21 protein-coding genes and 1 tRNA gene are annotated in these 20,761 nt (G+C 63.4%); 13 read left to right on the forward strand and 9 right to left on the reverse strand.

Annotated elements, in window-relative coordinates; genetic code table 11:
• Positions 1-21: 21 nt before the first annotated feature.
• The 3 genes from QQK18_RS14070 to QQK18_RS14080 form a co-directional block, all read right to left on the reverse strand.
• A complete protein-coding gene (locus tag QQK18_RS14070) occupies positions 22-876 on the reverse strand; it encodes a DUF4344 domain-containing metallopeptidase (RefSeq protein WP_284340956.1) in 855 nt (284 codons plus the stop codon).
• Positions 877-957: 81 nt separating this feature from the next.
• Positions 958-1,398, reverse strand: a complete 441-nt coding sequence (locus QQK18_RS14075; protein WP_284340957.1) for a cupin domain-containing protein — start codon at positions 1,396-1,398, stop codon at positions 958-960.
• On the reverse strand, positions 1,398-3,278 hold the full coding sequence (locus QQK18_RS14080) for an ABC-F family ATP-binding cassette domain-containing protein (RefSeq protein ID WP_284340958.1): 1,881 nt from the start codon (positions 3,276-3,278) through the stop codon (positions 1,398-1,400). The genes QQK18_RS14075 and QQK18_RS14080 overlap by 1 nt, the downstream gene beginning before the upstream one ends.
• A gap of 239 nt (positions 3,279-3,517) precedes the next feature.
• Here QQK18_RS14080 and ndk point away from each other — a divergent pair, with 239 nt between their 5' ends.
• Positions 3,518-3,940, forward strand: a complete 423-nt coding sequence (gene ndk / locus QQK18_RS14085) for a nucleoside-diphosphate kinase (protein WP_284340959.1) — start codon at positions 3,518-3,520, stop codon at positions 3,938-3,940.
• Positions 3,941-4,008: 68 nt separating this feature from the next.
• On the opposite strand, the gene QQK18_RS14090 is transcribed toward ndk, so the two are convergent.
• Positions 4,009-4,620 (reverse strand): MarR family winged helix-turn-helix transcriptional regulator, encoded by a 612-nt coding sequence (locus tag QQK18_RS14090; protein ID WP_284340960.1) that lies wholly within the window; start codon positions 4,618-4,620, stop codon positions 4,009-4,011.
• Positions 4,621-4,765: 145 nt separating this feature from the next.
• On the opposite strand from QQK18_RS14090, the gene QQK18_RS14095 reads away from it, so the two are divergent.
• From QQK18_RS14095 to sugE, 4 genes are all read left to right on the forward strand, one after another.
• The gene (locus QQK18_RS14095) at positions 4,766-6,325 is read left to right on the forward strand and encodes an MDR family MFS transporter (protein ID WP_284340961.1); all 1,560 of its coding nucleotides are present in this window, start codon (positions 4,766-4,768) and stop codon (positions 6,323-6,325) included.
• Between the two features lie 121 nt (positions 6,326-6,446).
• A complete protein-coding gene (locus tag QQK18_RS14100) occupies positions 6,447-7,106 on the forward strand; it encodes a YqiJ family protein (protein ID WP_284340962.1) in 660 nt (219 codons plus the stop codon).
• Positions 7,106-8,968, forward strand: a complete 1,863-nt coding sequence (locus tag QQK18_RS14105) for a flotillin family protein (protein ID WP_284340963.1) — start codon at positions 7,106-7,108, stop codon at positions 8,966-8,968. Before QQK18_RS14100 ends, QQK18_RS14105 begins: the two co-directional genes overlap by 1 nt.
• Before the next feature lie 213 nt (positions 8,969-9,181).
• Positions 9,182-9,496 carry a quaternary ammonium compound efflux SMR transporter SugE gene (sugE, locus tag QQK18_RS14110; RefSeq protein ID WP_284340964.1) on the forward strand — a complete coding sequence of 105 codons (315 nt, stop codon included), beginning with the start codon at positions 9,182-9,184 and terminating at the stop codon, positions 9,494-9,496.
• 55 nt (positions 9,497-9,551) lie between these two features.
• Here the strand turns inward: sugE and QQK18_RS14115 are convergent, their stop codons facing one another.
• Positions 9,552-9,815, reverse strand: a complete 264-nt coding sequence (locus tag QQK18_RS14115; protein ID WP_284340965.1) for a YjiS-like domain-containing protein — start codon at positions 9,813-9,815, stop codon at positions 9,552-9,554.
• Positions 9,816-9,927: 112 nt separating this feature from the next.
• Here QQK18_RS14115 and QQK18_RS14120 point away from each other — a divergent pair, with 112 nt between their 5' ends.
• Positions 9,928-10,791, forward strand: a complete 864-nt coding sequence (locus QQK18_RS14120) for a LysR substrate-binding domain-containing protein (protein WP_284340966.1) — start codon at positions 9,928-9,930, stop codon at positions 10,789-10,791.
• Between the two features lie 326 nt (positions 10,792-11,117).
• Positions 11,118-11,714: a hypothetical protein gene (locus QQK18_RS14125; RefSeq protein WP_284340967.1), complete on the forward strand. Its 597-nt coding sequence runs from the start codon at positions 11,118-11,120 to the stop codon at positions 11,712-11,714.
• 8 nt (positions 11,715-11,722) lie between these two features.
• Here the strand turns inward: QQK18_RS14125 and QQK18_RS14130 are convergent, their stop codons facing one another.
• Positions 11,723-11,929, reverse strand: a complete 207-nt coding sequence (locus tag QQK18_RS14130; RefSeq protein ID WP_284340968.1) for a DUF378 domain-containing protein — start codon at positions 11,927-11,929, stop codon at positions 11,723-11,725.
• A 274-nt stretch (positions 11,930-12,203) separates the two neighbouring features.
• Here QQK18_RS14130 and QQK18_RS14135 point away from each other — a divergent pair, with 274 nt between their 5' ends.
• Positions 12,204-13,085 (forward strand): alpha/beta fold hydrolase, encoded by an 882-nt coding sequence (locus QQK18_RS14135; RefSeq protein ID WP_284340969.1) that lies wholly within the window; start codon positions 12,204-12,206, stop codon positions 13,083-13,085.
• A 64-nt stretch (positions 13,086-13,149) separates the two neighbouring features.
• Positions 13,150-15,252 carry a molybdopterin-containing oxidoreductase family protein gene (locus QQK18_RS14140; RefSeq protein ID WP_284340970.1) on the forward strand — a complete coding sequence of 701 codons (2,103 nt, stop codon included), beginning with the start codon at positions 13,150-13,152 and terminating at the stop codon, positions 15,250-15,252.
• On the opposite strand, the gene QQK18_RS14145 is transcribed toward QQK18_RS14140, so the two are convergent.
• A complete protein-coding gene (locus QQK18_RS14145) occupies positions 15,243-16,007 on the reverse strand; it encodes a sulfite exporter TauE/SafE family protein (RefSeq protein ID WP_284340971.1) in 765 nt (254 codons plus the stop codon). The two genes, QQK18_RS14140 and QQK18_RS14145, sit on opposite strands and share 10 nt — an antisense overlap.
• 304 nt (positions 16,008-16,311) lie before the next feature.
• Here QQK18_RS14145 and QQK18_RS14150 point away from each other — a divergent pair, with 304 nt between their 5' ends.
• The 3 genes from QQK18_RS14150 to QQK18_RS14160 all read left to right on the forward strand — a co-directional run bounded on the left by QQK18_RS14150 (position 16,312) and on the right by QQK18_RS14160 (position 18,065).
• Entirely contained in the window at positions 16,312-16,752 is a 441-nt protein-coding gene (locus tag QQK18_RS14150) for a glyoxalase superfamily protein (RefSeq protein WP_284340972.1), read from the forward strand.
• A 198-nt stretch (positions 16,753-16,950) separates the two neighbouring features.
• Positions 16,951-17,652 carry a glutathione S-transferase N-terminal domain-containing protein gene (locus QQK18_RS14155; protein WP_284340973.1) on the forward strand — a complete coding sequence of 234 codons (702 nt, stop codon included), beginning with the start codon at positions 16,951-16,953 and terminating at the stop codon, positions 17,650-17,652.
• A 320-nt stretch (positions 17,653-17,972) separates the two neighbouring features.
• Positions 17,973-18,065, forward strand: a tRNA-Ser gene (locus QQK18_RS14160).
• Positions 18,066-18,190: 125 nt separating this feature from the next.
• Here the strand turns inward: QQK18_RS14160 and QQK18_RS14165 are convergent.
• Together QQK18_RS14165 and QQK18_RS14170 are read right to left on the reverse strand one after the other, a co-directional pair.
• On the reverse strand, positions 18,191-18,709 hold the full coding sequence (locus tag QQK18_RS14165; RefSeq protein WP_284340974.1) for a cupin domain-containing protein: 519 nt from the start codon (positions 18,707-18,709) through the stop codon (positions 18,191-18,193).
• Positions 18,710-19,080: 371 nt separating this feature from the next.
• Complete coding sequence (locus tag QQK18_RS14170; protein WP_284340975.1) at positions 19,081-19,506, reverse strand: MarR family winged helix-turn-helix transcriptional regulator; 426 nt, start codon at positions 19,504-19,506, stop codon at positions 19,081-19,083.
• Positions 19,507-19,647: 141 nt separating this feature from the next.
• Between QQK18_RS14170 and QQK18_RS14175 the strand changes: the two genes are divergently transcribed.
• Entirely contained in the window at positions 19,648-20,757 is a 1,110-nt protein-coding gene (locus QQK18_RS14175; protein WP_284340976.1) for a cupin domain-containing protein, read from the forward strand.
• The last annotated feature ends 4 nt before the right edge of the window (positions 20,758-20,761 follow it).

The following is a 20,761-nucleotide window of genomic DNA, read 5'->3' on the forward strand; positions in this document are numbered from 1 at the left end:
GCCGATCGAGTCGAATGCGCTCTACTGACTGATCCGGCCGCCGGCGCCCGGGCCAAGATGGAGGCCGCCCTTGCTCTGCAGGTCCTTGGCCGCGAGCGAGATGAAGTCTTCCATCAGTTCGTAGCAGAAGATGATTTCGACGGTGTCGGAATCGTAGAAGGCGTTGGCTTCGCCGCAGCGCTTGGCGTTGAATTCCACCGGCTTGTTCAGCGAATAGTGCCGCTCGACCTCGGCTGCCACCTGCTCGAAGACACCGCTCTGCCGGAAGGCGTCCGCCGCATTCCTCAGGCGCCCCGACACGTCGTGATAGGTGATGCGCACCTGCGCTGTGCGCGCCTTGCGCGGCTGGTGGCTCGCCATCAGGCTGCGCATCGAGCGGTTGATGAGCTCGTAGTCCCAGAGGCAGGTATCCTGGCGGTCGCGATCGATGGCGTATTCGGTCGCGATGGCGCGGAAGGAGCGGTCGTCGCTCCCCACCATCAGGCAGACGATATGGAAGGCGCGCTGGCGGTCGAGGCTGTGCGAGGCATAGTAGTCGCTGTCGTCGAGATTGCTGCCATAAGCGATGCCCGAAAGCAGCCAGCCATAGGCGGCATCGGCCAGCGCTGCATGCGCCGCGGGCGTGTTCTTGCTGAGCAGCGTCCAGGTGGCCATGTTGTCGGCCGCGTCCTCCTCGCGCCCGAGCACCGGCAGCTTCAACTGGTCGATGAGCAGGTGTCCTACTTCATGGTAGAGGACGAAGAGGCTGTTGTTGGCCGCGAACCGATGCGCCACCGCCCGCGTCTTCTTGCCCATTGCCTCCTGTGCGAGGCCCGTGCCCGCAAGGACCAGCGCCATCGAGAGGACCAGGATGACGCGCAGGAGAATGCTGGACATGACGGTTCTCTACGGCGGGGGCTTGGATCGGAAGCAAACGGCAAGCTCCCGTCAGTGTCAATCGCGCTCGCGGCGGGTCGGTTAAAGCTTTCCCGGCTCCCAGCCGGGCGGTGCCATTGTAAAGCCCGAAAAGCGGAAGCCGGGAGCAACCGTGCAGCCGACCAGCGTCCATTCCCCGAGCGAGCGTGCCGACTGCCAGCCATGGCGCGGCACCACGATCTGCGGGCGCTCTCCGGCCAGCAGGTCGGGACCGAGGGTTGCAAGCTCGAGGCGTGTCCCGTCCGACTGCCGCAATTCGAGCGGCGCGCCAGCATGCCAGTGCCAGACCTCGACGGCATCGACCCGGTGCCAGTGCGAGCGGTCGCCGGCCTCGAGCAGGTAATAGATGGCAGTGGAGTGGGGACGTCCACCGACCCCTCCCGGGTCGGCGAACGTTTCGACATACCACCCGCCCTCCGGGTGTCGGGACATGCCGAGGGCGGCGATGACGTCGCCGGCGGAAAGAGCCGTCACGTCACTCATCATGCCTGCTCGGCCGTCTCGAGCTGCGTGCTCATGGTCAGCCACTTCTCCTCGAGCGCTTCGAGCTCGGCGGCAAACCGCGCCTTGTCCTTGCCCAGCTTGGTGACGCGCTCGGGCGCACCGTCGTAGATCGAGGGATTTTCGAATTGAACCTCGATCTTCTCGATCTCGACCTTCAGGCGCTCCATCTTGGCTTCCGCGTCTTTGATCGCCTTCCTCAGCGGCGCGACCTCGGCGCGGCGAGCGGCCGCCTCCTGCTTGGCAGCTTTGCGCTCGTCCTTGGAAAGCGCGCCGCCATTGCCTGCTCCCGCCTTCTCGCGCGTGCCGGTAATGGCGCGCTGGTAGCCGTCGAGATCGTCGTCGAGTTCCTTGATCGTGCCGTCGGCGGCGATCCACAGCGTGTCGCAGGTCGCTTCGATCAGGTGCCGGTCGTGGCTGATGATGAGCACGGCGCCTTCGTAGTCGTTGAGTGCGGCCACCAGTGCATCGCGGCTGTCGATGTCGAGGTGGTTTGTCGGCTCGTCGAGGATCATCATGCCTGGTCCGTTGAAGGTGATGAGCCCCAGGAGCAGCCGCGCCCGTTCGCCGCCCGACAGGTTCTTGGCCTTGGTGTCCATGCGCGACTTGGTCAGCCCCATCTGCGCCAGCCTCGAACGGCGCTTGGCCTCGCTGTCATAGGGCATCAACTCGATCACGTGCTCGAGCGGTGTCTGCTCGGGCTTGAGCTTGTCGAGCTGGTGCTGGGCGAAATGCGCGATCTCGAGCTTCTTGCCCTTCTGCAGCGTGCCGCCCATCACCGGCAGGTCGCCGGCCAGGAGCTTGGCGAAGGTCGACTTGCCGTTGCCGTTGACGCCGACGAGGGCGATGCGGTCCTGCGGATCGATGCGCTGGGTGATGTTGCGCAGCACAACCCTGTCGCCATAGCCCGTCGCGACGTTCTCCAGGTTGATCATGGGCATGGCCATGACGTCCTTGGGCTGCGGGAACTGGAAAGGCGCCGCGTATTCGTCGAACAGGGCCTCGGGGGGCTTCAGTCTCTCGATCATCTTCATGCGCGCCTGTGCCTGCTTGGCCTTGGTCGCCTTGGCGCGGAAGCGGTCGACGAACTTCTGCATGTGGGCGATCTGGTCGAGCGCCTTCACGCGGCCCTTGTTGTGCAGCTCCATCTGCATGCGGCGCGTGGCTTCGAAGGTGTCGTAGTTGCCTTTGTAGAAGGTGAGTTTCTTGTGCTCGAGATGGATGATCGACGTGACGGCCTTGTTGAGAAGGTCGCGGTCGTGGCTGATGAGAAAGACGGTATAGGGATAGTTGGCCAGGTATTTCTCGAGCCATAGCGTACCCTCGAGGTCGAGATAGTTCGTCGGCTCGTCGAGAAGCAGGAGGTCCGGCTGCGAGAACAGCACGCCCGCCAGCGACACGCGCATGCGCCAACCGCCCGAAAGTTCGCGGGTCGGTGCAAGCTGCCGGTCCTGCTCGAAGCCGAGGCCCTTGAGGATGGCGCTGGCACGCGCCTCGGCGCTGTGGGCATCGATGTCGGCAAGCCGCGTATGGATGTCGGCAATCCGGTGCGGGTCCGTCGCCGTGTCGGCCTCGCGCATCAGCGCCGCGCGCTCCTTGTCGGCCGAAAGGACGACGTCAAGGACGCTCTCTTCGCCCGCCGGCGCCTCCTGCGCGACCGCGCCGATACGCGCGCGTTTATGCAGCTCGATCGAGCCGGCATCGGGCGCGATGTGCTCCTGGATCAGGTGGAAGAGAGTTGTCTTGCCGGTGCCGTTCTTGCCCACGAACCCGGTCTTCGACCCCGTCGGCAGCACGACCGAGGCATCTTCGAAAAGCTCGCGGCCCTGAATGCGATAGGTGAGATTCAAAATTGTGAGCATGTCATAATCTCGCCGATCCATCCGGGTGGATCAGCGGTCCGTCTAGGAATTGCGTTTGTGGGTGAGCCAATAGCGCGTGCCCGAGGAGATGTCTAATGCGCAGGCACCTCTCACTCCATTCCCCTGACGCTTACCGTCGCCCTCTGCTCGGCCAGGGAAGTGGCGCGTCTTGCCTCCGTCAAACTCTCCCGCTACAAGGCGCCACCTTTTCCAACAGACCCATTCAAGGATCGACCCAAATGGCGCTCGAACGCACCTTCTCCATCATCAAGCCGGATGCCGTCCGCCGCAATCTCATCGGCAAGATCATCGCCAAGTTCGAAGAGAACGGTCTGCGCCCGGTGGCGATGAAGAAGATCCACATGACGCGCGAGCAGGCCGAAGGCTTCTACGCCGTCCATAAGGAGCGTCCGTTCTTCACCGAGCTCGTCGAGCAGATGATCGCCTCGCCCGTCGTCGTTCAGGTGCTCGAGGGCGAGAATGCGATCGCGCGCAACCGCGAGATCATGGGCGCGACCAACCCGGCCAACGCCGACGAGGGCACGATCCGCAAGGAATTCGCCCTGTCGGTCGGTGAAAACTCGGTGCACGGCTCCGACGCCCCCGAGACCGCGCGCGAAGAGATCAAGTTCTTCTTCACCGACGACGAGATCGTCGGCTGACACCGTCGCATTCACGCAAATTCTGGGCCGCCTCCGGGCGGCCCTTTTGTTTGCCGGCATAGCGCCGTCTAAACCCCCTCCGGCTCCGACGCCCCCGCCACGTGCTCGGCCAGTACCTCTATCTGTGCCAGGACGTTGCCGCGCCGCGTCTCGACGTCCTCGGCCCAGTGGCTGAACCGCTCGAGAAGCGGCAGGAACCGGGAGAGGTCTTCGGCACTCCACCCGGCAAAAAAGTCTCCCATCAACAGGAACCGATAGGCGCGCACCGCTCCCGTCACCTCGCGGCCCTTGTCGGTCAGGGCGATGAGCGTGCGCCGGGAATCCGCCTGGCTGGCCACGCGCTCGGCATACTCGTCATCGACGAGTTCGGCGATCAGCCGGCTTGCCCGTGACGGATCGATGCCGATACGGGCCGCCACTGTCGACACCATCGTCTCCTCGCCCCCCGTCTCGCCGAACTCGTGCACCGGCGCCTCGATGGCGGTGAGCACATCGAGCTGGGCAAGGTCGAGTTTCAAGCCCAGGTCCCGGATGGCCACGTGGCTGAGTTCGCGCTTGACCACCCGTCGGCGCCAGTTCTGCAACAGGGCATCCACGCGCTTCACCGCGTCGATCGTCTGGTCATCGGCACCCGCCTGCTGCAACAGGCTTTCAACCTCGGGCGTTCTCGGTTCGGACATGGCACGGGCGCTCCTGATGCATGCTTTGTGCAGATGCATGCTGTTGACATGCATCTGCTGCGAACAGATATAGGTTGATGCAGCGATTTCAAGTCGTCAATTTATTCCGCGGCGCCCGACCGGTGCCGGCAACGAAAGCCTTCTCATGTCACCCACGCCGATTTCTCCGGAGGCAGATCCCGCCGCCGGCCAGTCCATACCGCTGATCATCGGGTCCGTCGCCGTCACGCTCCTGCTCGCCTCCCTCGGCCAGACCATCGTGTCTCCGGCGCTTCCGACCATCGTCGGCGAATTTGGCGGGCTCGACCACCTCACCTGGGTGGTCACCGCCTATCTGCTGGCCTCGACGGTCGTTGCGCCGATCTACGGCAAGCTCGGCGACCTTTATGGCCGCAAGCGTGTGCTGCAGGTAGCGATCCTGATCTTCCTTGCCGGCGCCATTGTCTCCGGCGTAGCCGTCAACATGCTCACCCTCATCATCGGCCGCACGGTTCAGGGACTTGGCGGCGGCGGGTTGATGGTCGTTGCCATGTCTGTGGTCGCCGACGTCATCCCGCCGCGCAAGCGCGGCAAGATCCAGGGCATCTTCGGCGCGGTGTTCGGAGTGTCCACGATAGTCGGCCCGCTGCTCGGCGGTTTCTTCGTCGAGCATTTCTCCTGGCACTGGATCTTCTTTGTCAACCTGCCGCTCGGCCTAGTCGCGCTGGCGGTGATCTCGATTGCGCTCAAGCCCAGGCCGGGTGCCGCGCGTTCCATCGACTATCTCGGCGCCGTGCTGCTCACTGCAACGCTCTCGGCTATCGTGCTCTTTACCAGCCTCGGCGGCAGCACCATCGCCTGGGCGTCGGCGCCGAGCATCGCGCTCGTTACGATCGCGGTCGTCTCGCTCGCTCTTTTCATCCGGGCCGAGACAAGGGCAGCGGAGCCGGTGCTGCCGCTTTCGCTCTTTGCCAACAATGTCTTTGCCATCTCCAACACCGTCAGTGCCATTGTCGGCCTCGCCATGTTCGGCTCCATCACCTTCCTGCCGCTCTACCTGCAGACGGTGCAGGGCGTCTCGCCTACCCAGTCCGCGCTGGCGCTGGTTCCGATGATGGTCGGCCTCATCGGCGCCTCGACCCTTTCCGGCTTCGCCATGAGCCGCACCGGCCGCTATAAGGTCCTGCCGATCCTTTCGACCGCTGTGCTCTTCGTCGGCATGATGCTGCTGTCCACCGTTGGCGTCGATACGTCCACCTGGCTCATTGGCCTTTACATGTTCCTCGTTGGCGCAGGCATCGGCCCGGTCAACAGCGTTTCGGTCACCGCCGTCCAGAATGCCGTGCCGCGCAGCATGGTCGGGGTCGGCACTGCCGGCGTCACCATGTTTCGCCAGATCGGCGGCTCCATCGGCGTGTCGGCCTTTGGCGCACTCTTTTCGGCCGGTTTGACCGCCCGTCTCGCTGCTATCCCCGGTCTTGAAGGCGAGCACTCCATCAGCGCCGCGACCCTGGCAACACTTCCCGATGCAAGTCGTACCCTTGCGCTCGATGCCTTTGTCGGCGCCCTTCACCCCATCTTCTACGTTGGAGCAGGCGCCGCGGCCCTGGCCTGCTGCTTCTCGCTGTTCCTCAAGGAGGTGCCGCTCGCTTCGAGCTTCCGACAGGAGCCCGAGGCCGAGATCGACGCCGAGGAAGCGGCGACCGCCGCGGCCGTCGGCAGGTAACCATTCGAGCGTGTCGAGTCGGTCAAGACTTGACCGACCCTCCAGGGAGCTTAAATAAAAGTCAGGCGATATTGATCAGATCAGTATTGTCGGTCGTATCCGATGGAAGGGGGCGGAGACGATGGACGTATTTGCGAGCGAAACCGCGCCGTTCGCCGTCGCCCTGGCCGTAACCCTTTCTATTGCTGTCCTCGAACTGGTGGGGCTCCTCGCCGGACTTCAGCCCTCGGCCGCAATCGATTCCGCTCTCCCCGATCTCGACGTCGATGTCGACGCACCCGACCTCGCCAGTCCCGATGCCGGCTTCTCACCGCTGAGCCACGTGTTGAGCTGGCTTTCGTTCGGGCGGCTGCCTGCCCTTGTCGTGCTGCTCATTGCCGCGTCGAGCTTCGGGCTCATCGGTTTTGCCGAACAGGAATTCCTGCGCCGCACCTTCGGCTTCGCACTCGATCCCTGGATCGCCAGTGTCCCGGCCGTTGTCGGTGCCGCTTTTGTCACCCGCCATCTTGGTCGGGGCCTGGCCCGCATCATGCCGAGGGAAGAAACCGACGCGGTCAGCACGCGTAGTTTCGTCGGTCGTATCGCCACGATCTTTCGCGGCGAGGCGCGTCCGGGACAACCGGCGGAAGCAAAGCTCGTCGATACCCGCGGCAAGACCCAATACCTGCTGGTCGAGCCCGAGGACCCCGAACAGGTGTTCCCCGCCGGCTCCCAGGTATTGATCGTCAGCCAGGACGGCGGCGTCTATCGGGCCATCACCCGGCTGAAGCCCGCGCCCTGATGGCGACCAAGCAGAAAACGCCCGACGGGCAGCAGATTACCGACTCTCTGCCTGAGGCAACCACGACGACCGGTGTCCCCGCCACCCCCGCGACCGAGGAGTTCGCCCCCATGTCTCAATCGTTTCTCGACATCCTGACCGCCACAGCGGTCATCCTTGTGGTGCTCTTTGCCATCGGGCTCGTTTTCTCCAGGCTCTACCGGCGCTCGTCCAAGGAGGTCTCGTTCGTCCGCACCGGGTTCGGTGGCCAGAAGGTCATCATGAATGGCGGCGCGCTGGTTTTTCCCGTGCTTCACGAGCAGATCCCCGTCAACATGAACACGCTGCGGCTCGAGGTACGGCGGGCCAATGAGCAGGCGCTGATCACCAGGGACCGCATGCGTGTCGACGTACAGGCCGAATTCTATGTGCGGGTGCAGCCGGTGGTCGAATCAATTGCCAACGCCGCCCAGACGCTTGGCCGGCGCACCATGGAGCCTGGCGCGCTCAAGGAACTGGTCGAAGGCAAGTTCGTCGATGCCCTGCGTGCGGTCGCGGCCGAGATGGCCATGGAAGAACTGCACGAGCAGCGGGTCAGCTTCGTGCAGAAGGTGCAGGCGGCGGTCTCCGAAGACATCCTCAAGAACGGGTTGGAGCTGGAGTCGGTTTCGCTGACCGGCCTCGACCAGACCAACCGCGAGTTCTTCAACCCGGACAACGCGTTCGACGCCGAAGGTTTGACCAAGCTCACCCAGGCCATCGAGGAGCGTCGCAAGACGCGTAACGACATCGAGCAGGAAACGCAGGTGCTCATCGAGCGCAAAAATCTCGACGCCGAGCAGCAGAAATACCAGATCGCCCGCGACAAGGAGTTCGCCCGTCTGGAGCAGGAGCGCGAGATCCAGGTCCGCGCGGCTGAGCAAACCGCGCTCATCCGCCAGGAGCAGGCCGACCGCGAGCGGGAGGCGGAGCAGGCGCGGATCCTCGCCGACCAGAGGGTGCGCGAAGCCGGCATCTCCTCCGACCAGATCGTGGCTGAGCGCGAGATCGCCAGGACTCTGGCGGTCGAGGCGGCCGCCGTTGACAAGGCCAAGCAGATATCGCTCGCCGAGCAGACGCGCGACATCGCCGTCGCCGAGAAGTCGCGCGAGAAATCCGAAGCCGATGCCGCCGCCGACGAAGCGCGCGCCATTGCTGCCAAGGCCGCCGAAGAGGTGGCGACGGCGCGGCAGACCGCCATTGCCGAGCGCGAAAAGGAGATCCAGCTCATCGAGGCGCGCAAGGCTGCCGAGCAGCAGGCCATCGCCATAACCGTGGCCGCGGACGCCGAAAAGGCTGCGGCGGCCGACCGGGCCGAGGCGCTGCGTGTCGCTGCCAATGCCGAGGCCGAAAAGCAACGGCTGACCGCCAAAGGTGCGGCAGACGCGGAAAAGCTGCGTGCCGAGGCCCTGGCGGCGGTGTACAAGGTCGAGGCCGAGGGCAAGCGCTCGGTCAACGAAGCGTCTAATGTCCTGAGCCCCGATCAGATCGCCATGCAGGTGCGGGTCAGGCTTATCGAGGCCCTGCCGCAGATCATCGCCGAATCGGTCAAGCCGATTGAGAATATCGAAGGCATCAAGATCCTGCAGGTCGACGGGCTCAATGGGCTCGGTGCCGGCGGCAACGGCAGTGGCGAAGGCGTCACCACCAACGGGGGCCTGGCTGACCAGGCCGTCGCCGCCGCGCTCCGCTATCGCAGCCAGGCACCGCTGATCGATGCACTGATGGGCGAGTTGGGTCTCTCCGGTGGCACACTCAATGGGCTCGCCTCGACAAGCATCAGCGAGAACCAGCCCGCCTCCAAGCCACCCGTCGAAACGCGGCCTGCATCGCGCAAAGGCTAGAGCGTGTTCAGCAAAAATTCGAACACCACTTTCGCGGCTAGGGTTGCGCAGCAATAGAAAGCCACGTCGGCCGCTTCTCCCGGCGCATATCCGATTTGCGCCGGAATCACTTTTCTTGGTTGGCGTCCGTATCTAGATTGAGATGTGCGGGGACGACCCCGCGTTTTCTCCATTACATCGGTCGGGACGACCCGCCACGGAAGGGAAAAACCCATGGCTTGGGTCTATCTGGCTGTTGCCGGCCTTTTGGAGGTCGGCTGGGCGATCGGTCTCAAATACACTGAAGGCTTCACCCGCCCGGTGCCATCGGTTTTGACCGCCGGCGCCATGGTTCTGAGTGTCATCCTGCTCGGGCTCGCATTGCGGGACCTGCCGGTCGGCACCGGCTATGCGGTCTGGACCGGCATAGGCACCGTCGGCACGGCACTGCTCGGCATCTATCTCTTCGGCGACGCGGCTACGGCCCTGCGGCTTGGCTGCATAGGGCTGATCGTGGCGGGTATCGTCGGCCTCAAGCTCGTTTCCTAGAGCGTTTCAGCGAAAGTGGACGCCACTTTTGCGGTTCGAGAACGCCGCAGCAGTTCTAACCATTGCGGTTCCATCGCGCACCCGGATGCGTCTGCTCCCGGTCATCCCTAAGGCCGGCCGTGGCCAGCTCGCGCTCGAGCCGTTGGCGGGTTAGCCCGACATCCTCGAGTTGCCAGTCCGCCATCCTGGCGAGTTCTGTCAGTGCATGCCGGCGGTCGCGTCCGCCGCGCTGGCCATTCAGCCCCAGCCATTCGACGAGCCCGGAAAGCGCGCCGGCTGGGTGATGATGGCGGTGCATTTCTCGTGCGGACAAGGTCATCGTCTTCACTCCCATCTCTGAGAGTGTAGATTGGCGCAGATAGAAACATTGATCCAACGAATGTTTTGGTGCACTCTAATCGAGAAAATCGATCAATTGACGGGAGCGGACCATGCATGCCCTTGACCCGGATTTCCTGCGTACCTTCATCGCCATTACCGAGACCGGCACCTACGAGGCCGCGGGCCTTAGGGTAAACAAGACGCAATCGGCCGTTTCCGCGCAGGTCAAGCGCCTGGAGGAGATTCTCGGTGCGGCGCTCTTCGAAAAGAACGGGCGGCGCAATGTGCTGACCGCCTCAGGCCGGCGCCTGCTCGAATATGCCTGTGCCATGGTCAAGCTAAATGAGGAGATTGTCGGCATCTTCCGGCCCCCCGAAGTCAGCGGGCACTTGAAGGTCGGCGCCAGCGACGATCACGCGCAGGTGTTCTTCCCGGACGTGCTGGCAAGTTTCGCGCGCACGCATCCGGCCGTGAGGGTCGAGATTGTCACCGGCACCAGCTCCGATTTGATCCCGCGCATGAACGACTTCGACATTCTCGTCGTCGCTCGCCGGGCAGGCGATCAGGAGATGGAGGTCCTGCGCCAGGACAAGCTGCATTGGATCGGTGCCGAGGGGGCGACGGCGCAGTTCGACGAAACCCTGCCGCTTGCCCTCTGGCCGGAAGGCTGTTCGTGGCGGGAAATGGCTTTGGCCGCGCTTGCCCGCCACCGGCGCCCCTGGCGGCACGCCTATACCACCTCCAATGGACCATTGCTTGCCGCCACCGCCCGCAGTGGCCTTGCCGTCACTATCGCTCCCGATTGGTTCCTGGCACCGGGACTGCGCATTCTCGATGAGCTCGACGAACGTTATCCGCTGGGGCTTGTCGAAATGGGCATCATGACCCGCCCGGGTCATCGCACGCCGGCCGCCGACGCCTTCAACGCCCATCTGCGGACCCATTTTCGCACTCCGCATAGCAAAGCCGCGTGAGGTCAATGCAAAAAACGCTTCCTGATCAATAGGTTACGCGCATTGCCGGGCGCGGGTTGCGACGCTGTTGAATCACTGCATTGAACAGATGATTCAAAACGTGAAGACGGCTGCGACCACGGCGGCGCCACATGTGTGGCAAAAGCGCCAGTCGACCTGCCTGATTTTGCCCAGTTCGCGACTTTGTTAATAGCCAAAGCGGCGATCCTTGCTAGATTGAATTCATGCGCATCGGGGGCTCCGGAGCGCAGTATCAAGCCGAACTGCGTCACCGGCTCCAAAACATCTGGAGAGCACTAGTGCCCTTGCGCTGGCAGGAAGTGGCATTGCCACTCGTTTTGATCACCGTTCTTCTCGTCCTCAAGCACGTTCCCGCAACCCAGCATTTGCCGCTCGCGCGCGGCGCCGGCATTGTCGCGTTCGGCTATGCTGCATTCCTCGCCATGCGCCTGATGCAGGACGAGAAGGCGATGTTCGTCGACGGCTGGTCGGAACTGCAGCCGTCGATGGTCGAATATTTCACCGTCTATGGGGCAGGGGCGCTGTCGCTGCTGCTGATGTTCGCCGTCACCTTCCAGGGTTGGTATGCGGGTGATCCGGGCAGCGTTCTGACGGCCTTCCTCGCCTCCGTCACCCTCGGTTTCGGTGCCGTTGCCATCGGCATGACCAGCATTTTCGTGCGCGTGCGCTGGAACCACCGCGAGCTCGAATATCGCAGCGCCTTGGGCCGGGAAAAACGCATTGCCTGGTCGGACGTAAAGAGTTGCCGGCCGAGCTGGCGGGGCGTGGCGGTCACCACCCACGACCGTCGGCGCATCACCTTCAGCCAGTTCAATAGCGGCGCCGCCGAACTTGCCCGCCACGCCACCAATCGCGCCCGCCGCAATCTGGAAACGGCCACCAAGGCTTTCGCTTCGCCATAAGCCTCGCTTTATTCGTCCGAACGCATGAAAGCGCGCACCAGCATGTAGATGCCGGCAAGCGCGATGAGCGCGAAGACGATATTGTCGAGCGGATCCCAGATCGCCTCGAGTACGAGGTCGAGAATGTTGACGTCGAAGGTGAAGAACCCCCACGCCAACGCCCCGACGATGACCAGTGCGAAGGCCACCCAGTCATAGAGTGTCTGCGGCCGCATTCCGACCTCCATAAGCCCCCGACCACCTCGCCGGCGAACGTTCGCCGGTATCTGCAATTTAGTGCGTTCTGAGGGCCCTGTCATCGTTTTGCTACCCCACCGGGCACGCGCGAACCCCACCTGAACTCTCGGACCTGCGGCGCAGGGTGCACGCGACGTAGAGCCCGGCGCAGTCTGGAAACGGCCACCAAGGCTTTCGACTCGCTTTAAGATCGATCGCGGCGGGGAACGAACCCGCCGCCCGCATTGTTCCTCTCCGGCAACCGGGGGAATCATGAACCACGAACCGGTACGGCACAGGACCGTCGACATCGACGGCATGTCCATCTTCCTGCGCGAAGGAGGAGAGCAGGGCGCGCCCGCCGTTCTGCTGCCGCACGGTTATCCCTGCTCGTCCTACGAGTTCCGCAACCTCATTCCCGCACTCGCCGACCGCTGGCACCTACTGGCGCCGGATTTCCCCGGCTTTGGCTATAGCGACACGCCGAATTCCGCCCGGTTCGGCTATGATTTCAACGCCTACTCGGACTTTCTGGATTCGTTTCTCGAGAAGATGGGCGTCGAACGCTTCGTCATCTACCTCCATGATTACGGTTCCCAGATCGGCTTGCGGCTCGCCATGCGCAGCCCTGAGCGCATCTCCGGCCTCATCATCCAGAACGGCGACATCTATGAGGATGTGCTCGGGCCCAAATACGAGGCGATTCAGACCTATTGGTCCGATCCTTCGGACGAGAACCACAAGGTGCTCGAGGATGCGGTGAGCGAGGAAGGCTTCCGCCATGAGTTCGTCGGCGAGATCGATGAGAACGTCGCTCGCCTCGTGCCGCCCGATCTCTGGAAGCTGCACTGGCCGCTGATGGACACGCCCGTCCGCCGGCGCCTCTGCGTGGGACTCATGGAAAAGCTCGAGGAGAACCTTGGGTGGTTTGCCGGCTATCAAGAGTACCTGCGCGAGAACCAGCCGCCGACCCTTATCGTCTGGGGTCCCGAGGACGGGTATATGCCTGAGCCGTCGGCAAGGGCGTATCTGCGCGACCTGCCGGATGCCGGCCTGCACCTCATTGATGGTGCCGGCCACTGGTTGCTTGAGACCCACTTCGAGGAGGCCCGGCCGCTGATCCGCGGCTTTCTCGAGCAAGTGCACACGCGATAAACCCGCTTCTGGCCAGCCGGTCCTAGAAGCGCTAGTTTGCGGCGACTTTGCTTCGAGTGAATTGATGACCAAATCCGCCATCGCCAGAGTCGCCCGCACTGTCTGTCCGCACGACTGTCCCTCGGCCTGCGCGCTCGACGTCGATGTACTCGATGAACACACCATTGGGCGCGTGCGCGGCGCCAAGGACGACCCCTATACTGCCGGCGTCATCTGCGAAAAGGTCGCCCGCTATGCCGAGCGCGTCCACCATCCCGAGCGCCTGCTCAACCCTCGGCGCCGCGTCGGCCGCAAAGGGGAGGGGCACTGGCAACGGATCAGCTGGGATGAGGCGCTCGATGAGATCGCCGCACGCTTCAAGGCCGCCGAGGACGAATACGGCACCGAGTCCGTCTGGCCCTACTTCTATGCCGGCACCATGGGACACGTGCACCGCGACGGCATCGACCGGCTGCGCAATGCCAGGGGCTATTCCGACCAGTACGATACGATCTGCACCGGCCTCGCCTGGCCCGGCTACATCGCCGGCACCGGCGTTCTCGGTGGCGTCAATCCCGAGCAGATGGCCGAGAGCGACGTCGTGGTCATCTGGGGTACCAATGCGGTGCACACCCAGGTCAATGTCATGACCCACGCCATGCGAGCCCGAAAGGAGCGCGGGGCCAGGATCGTCGTTGTCGACATCTACCGCAACGCCACCATGGAGCAGGCGGACCTGCCTGTCCTCATTCGCCCGGGCTCGGACGGTGCCCTTGCCGTCGCCGCAATGCACGTGATGCTGCGGGATGGCCTTGCAGACCGCGACTATCTGGCCAGGTACACGGACTTTTCGCCCGAGTTCGAAGCCCATTTGAGAACTCGCACACCTGAATGGGCCGTCCCCATTACCGGCCTCTCGGTTGCGGAAATTGAAACCTTCGCCCGCACTGTCGCAGCGCCGCGCACCTTCTTCCGCTTAGGCTACGGCTTCACCCGCCAGCGCAATGGCACGATCAACATGCACGCGGCGCTCTCGATTCCGGCGATCACCGGCGCCTGGCAGCACCGCGGCGGCGGTGCCTTCCACTCCAATTCCGGCACGTGGAAGCTCGATAAGACCCGTTTGACCGGTAAGCATCTGAAGACGCGCGGGGTGCGCGAGCTCGACATGTCCGAGATCGGCCCGATCCTCACCGGCGACGCCAGGGCGCTGAAGGGCGGCCCGCCGGTCAAGGCCATGATCGTGCAGAATACCAATCCGGCGAGCGTTGCCCCGCATCAGGGGCTGACCCGGCAGGGACTGATGCGCGAGGACCTCTTTCTCGTCGTCCACGAGCAGTTCATGACCGAGACGGCCGAGTTGGCCGACATCGTGCTGCCCGCCACCATGTTCCTCGAACACAACGACTACTACACGCGTGGCGGCCACACCCGCGTGCTCTACGGCCCCAAGGTCATCGAACGGCCGGGCGAAACCTGGTCCAACCACGAGGTCATTAACGCGCTGGCCCTGCGCCTGGGCCTCGACGATCCGAGCTTTGCGGTGAAAGACCGCGAGGTCGTTGCCGATACCTTCGCCCGCTCGGGCTATGGCGATCTCGACGAGATCGAGAAAATCGGCTTCGTCAACCGCGAGCGCCCGGATGAGGAGCAGCGCTTCGCCAATGGCTTCGGCTGGCCCGACGGGCGCTACCGCTTCGCCCCGAACTGGCAGGGCGCCGCTGACAAAAAGGGCTATATCTGGACGTGCGATCCGGCCATTATGCCGCGCTTTGCCGACCATTGGGAAATCAACGACCCCACCGACGAAGAGCACAAGTTCAAGCTCGCAACGAGCCCGGCCCGCGCCTTCCTCAACTCGACCTTCAACGAGACCCCCGGCAGCCGCACGCGCGAGCGCGAGCCGTCGCTCTTCATCCACCCTGAGGACGCGGCCGGGCTCTGCATCGCCGAAGGCGACACGGTCATTGTCGGCAACCGACGCGGTGAGGTGCACCTGATGGCGAGGTTCTTTAACGGCATGCACCGCGGCGTCGTCATCGCTGAAGGCCTTCACCCCAACAAGGCGCATCGCAACGGGCAGGGGATAAACGTCCTCACCAACGCCGAGCCCGCTCCACCTTTCGGTGGCGTGCCGTTCCACGATACGGCGGTGTGGGTGCGGAAGGCCGATGCCGTTCAGGCGTAGGCGATCCAGAAGAAATACGCCGTCATCCCCGCTCCATAAACGATCACGCCGGCGCGGATCAGCGAGCTCGGGATGAGGTGGGCGAAGCGCGCCGCGAGGTACCCGCCGAAAGTCACGCCGACCAGCGCGATCGAGCCGTGATACCAGTCGATAGACCCGCCGATCGCGAAGCGCGCAACGGCGACGATGGCGACAAGGGCCGAAATCCAGAGCTTCAACCCGTTCATGGCATGGATGTCGGTGAGCCCGGCGGTGGCAAGGAACGCCAGCAGCAGGATGCCGAGGCCGGCATTGAAGAATCCGCCATAGACACAGACCGCCGCAAGGAATGCCAGGAGCAGCAATGCGCCAGCGGCCCTCGCGCCGCGCACGTCGCCGGCATGGGCGCGGATGAAGGTATTGAGCTGCGCGCCGAAGGCGAAAAGCAGGATGGCGAAAAGCATCAGCCACGGCACGATACGCGAGAAGGTCTCGTCGGAGACGACAAGCAGCAGCTCGGCGCCCACATAGCCGAAGACGAGCGAGACCAGCGACCAGACAAGGAGCCTCTCCTTGTAGCGGACCATATCCTTCCAATAGCCGACCGTGCCACTGACATAGCCGGGCAGGGCCGCATAGGTGTTCGACGCGTTGGCAACGACCGGCGGTACCCCGGCGAACAGCAGCGCTGGAAAGACGATGAACGAGCCGCCGCCGGCGAGCGAGTTGACGGCGCCGCCGAGAAACCCGGCTATAAGCAGCAGAAATTCGGTCACGAGGGTCCTCCTCATACCGACCCTTATAGCTCCACCAGGATTCTGCCCAATGCAAATGACTGATCCGTCCGATCACGGCCGATGATGTTGCCGCATGCCCGCCATGCGATTGACAACGCGCGGGACCGGCCGCATATCAGCGGCAAGGTTGCTGGCACCCGCCGCCCGCCGGGTTTATCCCGAAGGTGAAGCCAGCCGCGCCAGTCGCGTCAATCTTACATGGACGTTCCCTCACCAGAGGCGTTTCGTGGCAAGGCGGGCTCCCATGAAGACTTTTCGCCTCGCAACGTGAGAGGATCGCATCATGGCGTTCTCCCTTGATATGACCAGCGCAGCTACCCTCAAGGCCGAGGCGAAAGCCTTGCGCCAGGAGCATGCCCGCGCCGGCAATCCCATCAGCCACGGCGCCGCCCTCGAAATGAGCGCCAAAGCCCATGGCTACCGCGACTGGAACACCGCCCGCGCCTTGCTCCCCGAGCGCGTCAGCGCGCCCGTGCAGGTCGGCAGCCGTGCCAAGGGCACGTATCTTGGCCACCCGTTCCGCGGCCTCGTCATCGGCGTCAACCTCATGGCTGATATGCAGCACTACCAGGTGACCGTGAAGTTCGACGATCCCGTCGATGTGGTGAAGTCCGAGCATTTTTCGGCTTTGCGACAGCGGGTTACGGCGACCGTCGACATCCGCGGAGTCTCACTGGCAACCACCAGCGACGGCGAACCGCACATGCGCATCACGCGCGAATAGGGCGCGTGAGCCCGGCCATGGCCGGGCTCACCTTGCCCTGTATCGTTAAATGCCGATATAACGAATCTCTTCCTTGCGCCGGGTCCTGCCGGCGCTCTTCTCCCCTGAGCGGGATGCGAAAAAGTGGGTACCGGTTTTTCGCGAAAATCCCGCGACACCAACAAGCAAGCGCATCGCGCTCTAGAGACGGATCGGCACATGACGACGCAAACCAAGCCCATCGAGCTCTATTTCTTCCCGACGCCCAACGGCTACAAGATTTCGATTATGCTCGAGGAACTGGGCGTGCCCTACAATGTGCACATCGTTCACATCGGCAAGGGCGACCAGTTCAAACCCGAGTTTCTCGAGATCTCGCCCAACAACAAGATTCCCGCCATCGTCGACCCGGAAGGGCCGGGCGGCGAGCCGATCTCGATCTTCGAATCGGGCGCCATCCTCAAATATCTCGCCTTGAAGTTCGGCAGATTCTATCCGGCAGACCCCCGCCAGCAGGTCAAGGTCGACGAATGGCTCTTCTGGCAGGTCGGTGGCTTCGGTCCGATGCTCGGCCAGAACCATCACTTCGCCCTCTATGCTCCCGCAAAGATCCCTTACGCGATCAAGCGCTACCGAGACGAGACGCACCGGCTCTACCGGGTGCTCAACACCCAGCTCGAGGGCAAGGACTATATCGCCGGCGAGTTCTCCATTGCCGACATCGCCTCGATCGGCTGGGCCCGCGGCTGGGAGCGCCAGGGCATGGACCTCAAGGAATTCCCCAACGTTGCCGCCTGGATCGAACGCGTCAGCAACAGGCCGGGGGCGAAGAAGGGGCTCGAACTGACGGTTGAGAGCGGCGAGCGGATAGACCTTACCGAGGACGAGGAAGCCAAGAAGGTGCTCTTCGGCCAGCGCTGAGGCTGCAGCCGGCGGTCTGACGGTGGATGGAAACGAGCAGAACGAGGGAGAGGCAGACTGCGGCATTCCCCTCTCCCCCGCGAGGGCCACATACGCCGCGCCCCTTGCACATAATAGTGCCAGTTTCGAGTTGAACGGCGGCTGAGGGTCTCTGTCAGCGATTTGTCATGATCAACCGGTTTGTGCGGGGAAACCCGCACAAACTGGTTTTGTGCGGGCAAATTCCTGCATGTCGCTGCAGGGTCGTTCCTGTGAACTTTATCACCAGGGATCAGAAATGCCTTGCGCTACCGGGTGTTTCCCCTATATCAGCCGGCCTTGGAGAGGTGGCCGAGTGGTCGAAGGCGCTCCCCTGCTAAGGGAGTAGGTGGTTAAAAGCTGCCTCGTGGGTTCGAATCCCATCCTCTCCGCCATTCCTAAATCGTTGATATCGCCTAGGATCCGAACCAAGAACGGATTCTGTTACAGCATCCCTTCACAGCGAAGGGAGTGTTTGAGGCGTTGTCTGCCTGTCTGTTTGGCCCTTGGGCCAATGACCTCAAACAGCGTCGAGTCCATCTCGAAAATCGTTGAGATCGGCATCAACGGACGAGGGGGCCTCGATCCACTCCTGCATGGGATTTCCCGTCACCGGGTCGCGGGAGGGGATGGGCAGCATCATGATGCGTTTGGCAGCAGCGCGACGGATGTCCTCGGTAATGTGGTCGTCCTGCATGTTGTCCCAGTCGCGGCCGTCGGGATAACCGCCCACCATTTGGATATCGTCTGATTGCCCCACCATTTCATGGGAGACACCGGCAGGCATCACGATGACGTCTCCCGCGTCTACCCTGAGGCGGGTGCCGTCCCGGCCAAACACGCGAACCTCCATCCAGCCTGCTGCGACCCCCAGGCATTCATGCGTGGTGGAATGGAAGTGTGGGTAGGTGTAGACGCCAGGATAGCGCCAGTTGTTCAGCCAGTTGTTGGCCCTGAAGCGGCCGAGCACTGCCTGCTCACCGCCGCCAGGGACGCCGCCGCGATAGATCAGGAGAGGAAATCGGCTATTGGGCAGCATCCCCTTTGGCCTGGACCAGTGTAGCTCGGGTTTTAGATGAGGCATTTCCTTCTCCTGTGGTTGGTTTTACCTGTCGAAGCGGGTTTGCAGGCCGACCAATGCAGCCCGAACCCGGCTTCGGATTGTGACGCTGCGACGGCAATTTGCTGATTTATCGGTTGTCACGGCGAGTTGCGCAATCGCGGCCGCGTTCATGGACTTCGTCCGTCCCCGGTGGCCGCTCTTATGTCGCCACCATCTGCTTTTCTCGAATTACCTGTCTTGCGTGCAATCGGTCGGAGCAGGGGCTAAGCGCAGACCTGCCGGCGGCCGCAGTCCTTCCGCCACGCCCAAGCCGCGGCAGTCACGACTTCATGAAGTCTGGGGATGGGCTATCTACCCGCAACGAGCTTACGGAGCAGGTCGAGAAACTGTGCGCTTTCGCTGTCGGTGAGATCGCCAAGGATCTCAGTCTGCACAGACATCACCATTGGCGTCACTTGTGCCAGGACCTGCTCGCCGCTGGTGGTGAGGCTGAGCACGCGAGCCCGTCGATTCTCGGGTTTGATCGCGCGGGCGACATAGCCCTTCTGGCACAGGCGCGCAATGACGCCGCCGATCGTCGCGCGGTCATAGGCGATGCGGCTAGCGAGAGTGGCCTGGTCGATGCCAGGCTCCTGGCCGATCACGGTCATGGCTGCGAACTGCACAGGCGTCAGGTCGAATCCGGCCTCGCCCATCGTTGTCACGAACATTGACACTGCCAGTTGCTGCAGTCGTCGGATCAGGTAGCCAGGAAGCTCAGCAAGTTCGGTCATGTCGGCTCCTTGGTTCGGGTGGGCTGCATAATCGCCGCCCAGCCAGCTTGCAAGCTACCATGCTTCACGATATGTATACATATCATACGACGACGTTCTATTTTTAAAAAGGCCGGAGCGAGGCCGGTACGGGAGGGTTTGATGAGTGCCATGACCGGACATGGAGCGCAGCGGGGCGACGATCTGCCGCCCGTTGACGAAGCGGCGCTGGCAAAGCTTTACGAGGATTTCGCCGCCGAACACCTGATGCCGCTGTGGACGCAAATCGACGACCTGATGCCGATGCATCCGAAGTCGAAGGCGGTTCCGCATGTGTGGAAGTGGTCGACGCTTTATCCCATGGCGCAGCGCTCGGGCCACCTGGTGCCGGTTGGGCGCGGCGGCGAGCGGCGCGCGATCGGGCTCGGCAATCCGGGCCTTGGCGGACGACCCTACATCAGCCCGACGCTGTGGGCGGCGATCCAGTATCTCGGTCCTAAGGAGACCGCTCCTGAGCACCGGCACGCGCAGAATGCGTTCCGTTTCGTCGTCGAAGGCGAGGGCGTGTGGACGGTCGTCAATGGCGATCCGGTGCGCATGAGCCGCGGCGACTTCCTGTTGACGCCGGGCTGGAACTTCCACGGCCATCACAACGAGACCGACCAGCCGATGGCCTGGATCGACGGTCTCGACATCCCGTTCTCGTACCAGAACGATGTCGGCTTCTTCGAATTCGGTTCGGAGCGCGTGACAGACTACGCGACGCCGAACTTATCGCGCGGTGAGCGGCTGTGGGCGCATCCCGGGCTGCGGCCGCTGTCCGGGTTGCAGGACGCGGTGAGTTCGCCGCTGATGGCGTATCGCTGGGAGTTCACCGACCGCGCGCTGACCGAACAGCTATTGCTCGAGGACGAAGGCCAGCCGGCGACGGTCGAGCAGGGGCACGCGGCGGTGCGCTACATGAATCCGACGACCGGCGGAGACGTGATGCCCACGATCCGGGCGGAGTTCCATCGCCTGCGCGCCGGAGCGGTGACGCCCGGCAGGCGCGAGGTGGGCTCGAGCGTCTTCCAGGTGTTCGAGGGCAAGGGCACAGTGACGATGAACGGCGTCGAGCACACGCTCGACATCGGCGATCTCTTCGTGGTGCCATCATGGGTGTCGTGGTCGCTGGCGGCGGAGACGCAATTCGACCTGTTCCGTTTCTCGGATGCGCCGATCATGGAGCGGCTGCACTTCCACCGCACGCATATCGATGACAGCAGCCGGTAGGGCG

This window comes from Devosia nitrariae (genome assembly GCF_030160115.1).
Classification (GTDB): domain Bacteria; phylum Pseudomonadota; class Alphaproteobacteria; order Rhizobiales; family Devosiaceae; genus Devosia; species Devosia nitrariae.

Coding starts and splice junctions, on each gene's coding strand:
- QQK18_RS14120 (WP_284340966.1), top strand. CDS start 9,928: ATGCATGCCCTTGACCCGGATTTCCTGCGTACCTTCATCGCCATTACC.
- QQK18_RS14175 (WP_284340976.1), top strand. CDS start 19,648: ATGAGTGCCATGACCGGACATGGAGCGCAGCGGGGCGACGATCTGCCG.
- QQK18_RS14080 (WP_284340958.1), bottom strand. CDS start 3,278: ATGCTCACAATTTTGAATCTCACCTATCGCATTCAGGGCCGCGAGCTT.
- QQK18_RS14095 (WP_284340961.1), top strand. CDS start 4,766: ATGTCACCCACGCCGATTTCTCCGGAGGCAGATCCCGCCGCCGGCCAG.
- QQK18_RS14140 (WP_284340970.1), top strand. CDS start 13,150: ATGACCAAATCCGCCATCGCCAGAGTCGCCCGCACTGTCTGTCCGCAC.
- QQK18_RS14070 (WP_284340956.1), bottom strand. CDS start 876: ATGTCCAGCATTCTCCTGCGCGTCATCCTGGTCCTCTCGATGGCGCTG.
- QQK18_RS14115 (WP_284340965.1), bottom strand. CDS start 9,815: ATGACCTTGTCCGCACGAGAAATGCACCGCCATCATCACCCAGCCGGC.
- QQK18_RS14105 (WP_284340963.1), top strand. CDS start 7,106: ATGGCGACCAAGCAGAAAACGCCCGACGGGCAGCAGATTACCGACTCT.
- QQK18_RS14100 (WP_284340962.1), top strand. CDS start 6,447: ATGGACGTATTTGCGAGCGAAACCGCGCCGTTCGCCGTCGCCCTGGCC.
- QQK18_RS14075 (WP_284340957.1), bottom strand. CDS start 1,398: ATGAGTGACGTGACGGCTCTTTCCGCCGGCGACGTCATCGCCGCCCTC.
- ndk (WP_284340959.1), top strand. CDS start 3,518: ATGGCGCTCGAACGCACCTTCTCCATCATCAAGCCGGATGCCGTCCGC.
- sugE (WP_284340964.1), top strand. CDS start 9,182: ATGGCTTGGGTCTATCTGGCTGTTGCCGGCCTTTTGGAGGTCGGCTGG.
- QQK18_RS14150 (WP_284340972.1), top strand. CDS start 16,312: ATGGCGTTCTCCCTTGATATGACCAGCGCAGCTACCCTCAAGGCCGAG.
- QQK18_RS14130 (WP_284340968.1), bottom strand. CDS start 11,929: ATGCGGCCGCAGACACTCTATGACTGGGTGGCCTTCGCACTGGTCATC.
- QQK18_RS14155 (WP_284340973.1), top strand. CDS start 16,951: ATGACGACGCAAACCAAGCCCATCGAGCTCTATTTCTTCCCGACGCCC.
- QQK18_RS14090 (WP_284340960.1), bottom strand. CDS start 4,620: ATGTCCGAACCGAGAACGCCCGAGGTTGAAAGCCTGTTGCAGCAGGCG.
- QQK18_RS14170 (WP_284340975.1), bottom strand. CDS start 19,506: ATGACCGAACTTGCTGAGCTTCCTGGCTACCTGATCCGACGACTGCAG.
- QQK18_RS14165 (WP_284340974.1), bottom strand. CDS start 18,709: ATGCTGCCCAATAGCCGATTTCCTCTCCTGATCTATCGCGGCGGCGTC.
- QQK18_RS14135 (WP_284340969.1), top strand. CDS start 12,204: ATGAACCACGAACCGGTACGGCACAGGACCGTCGACATCGACGGCATG.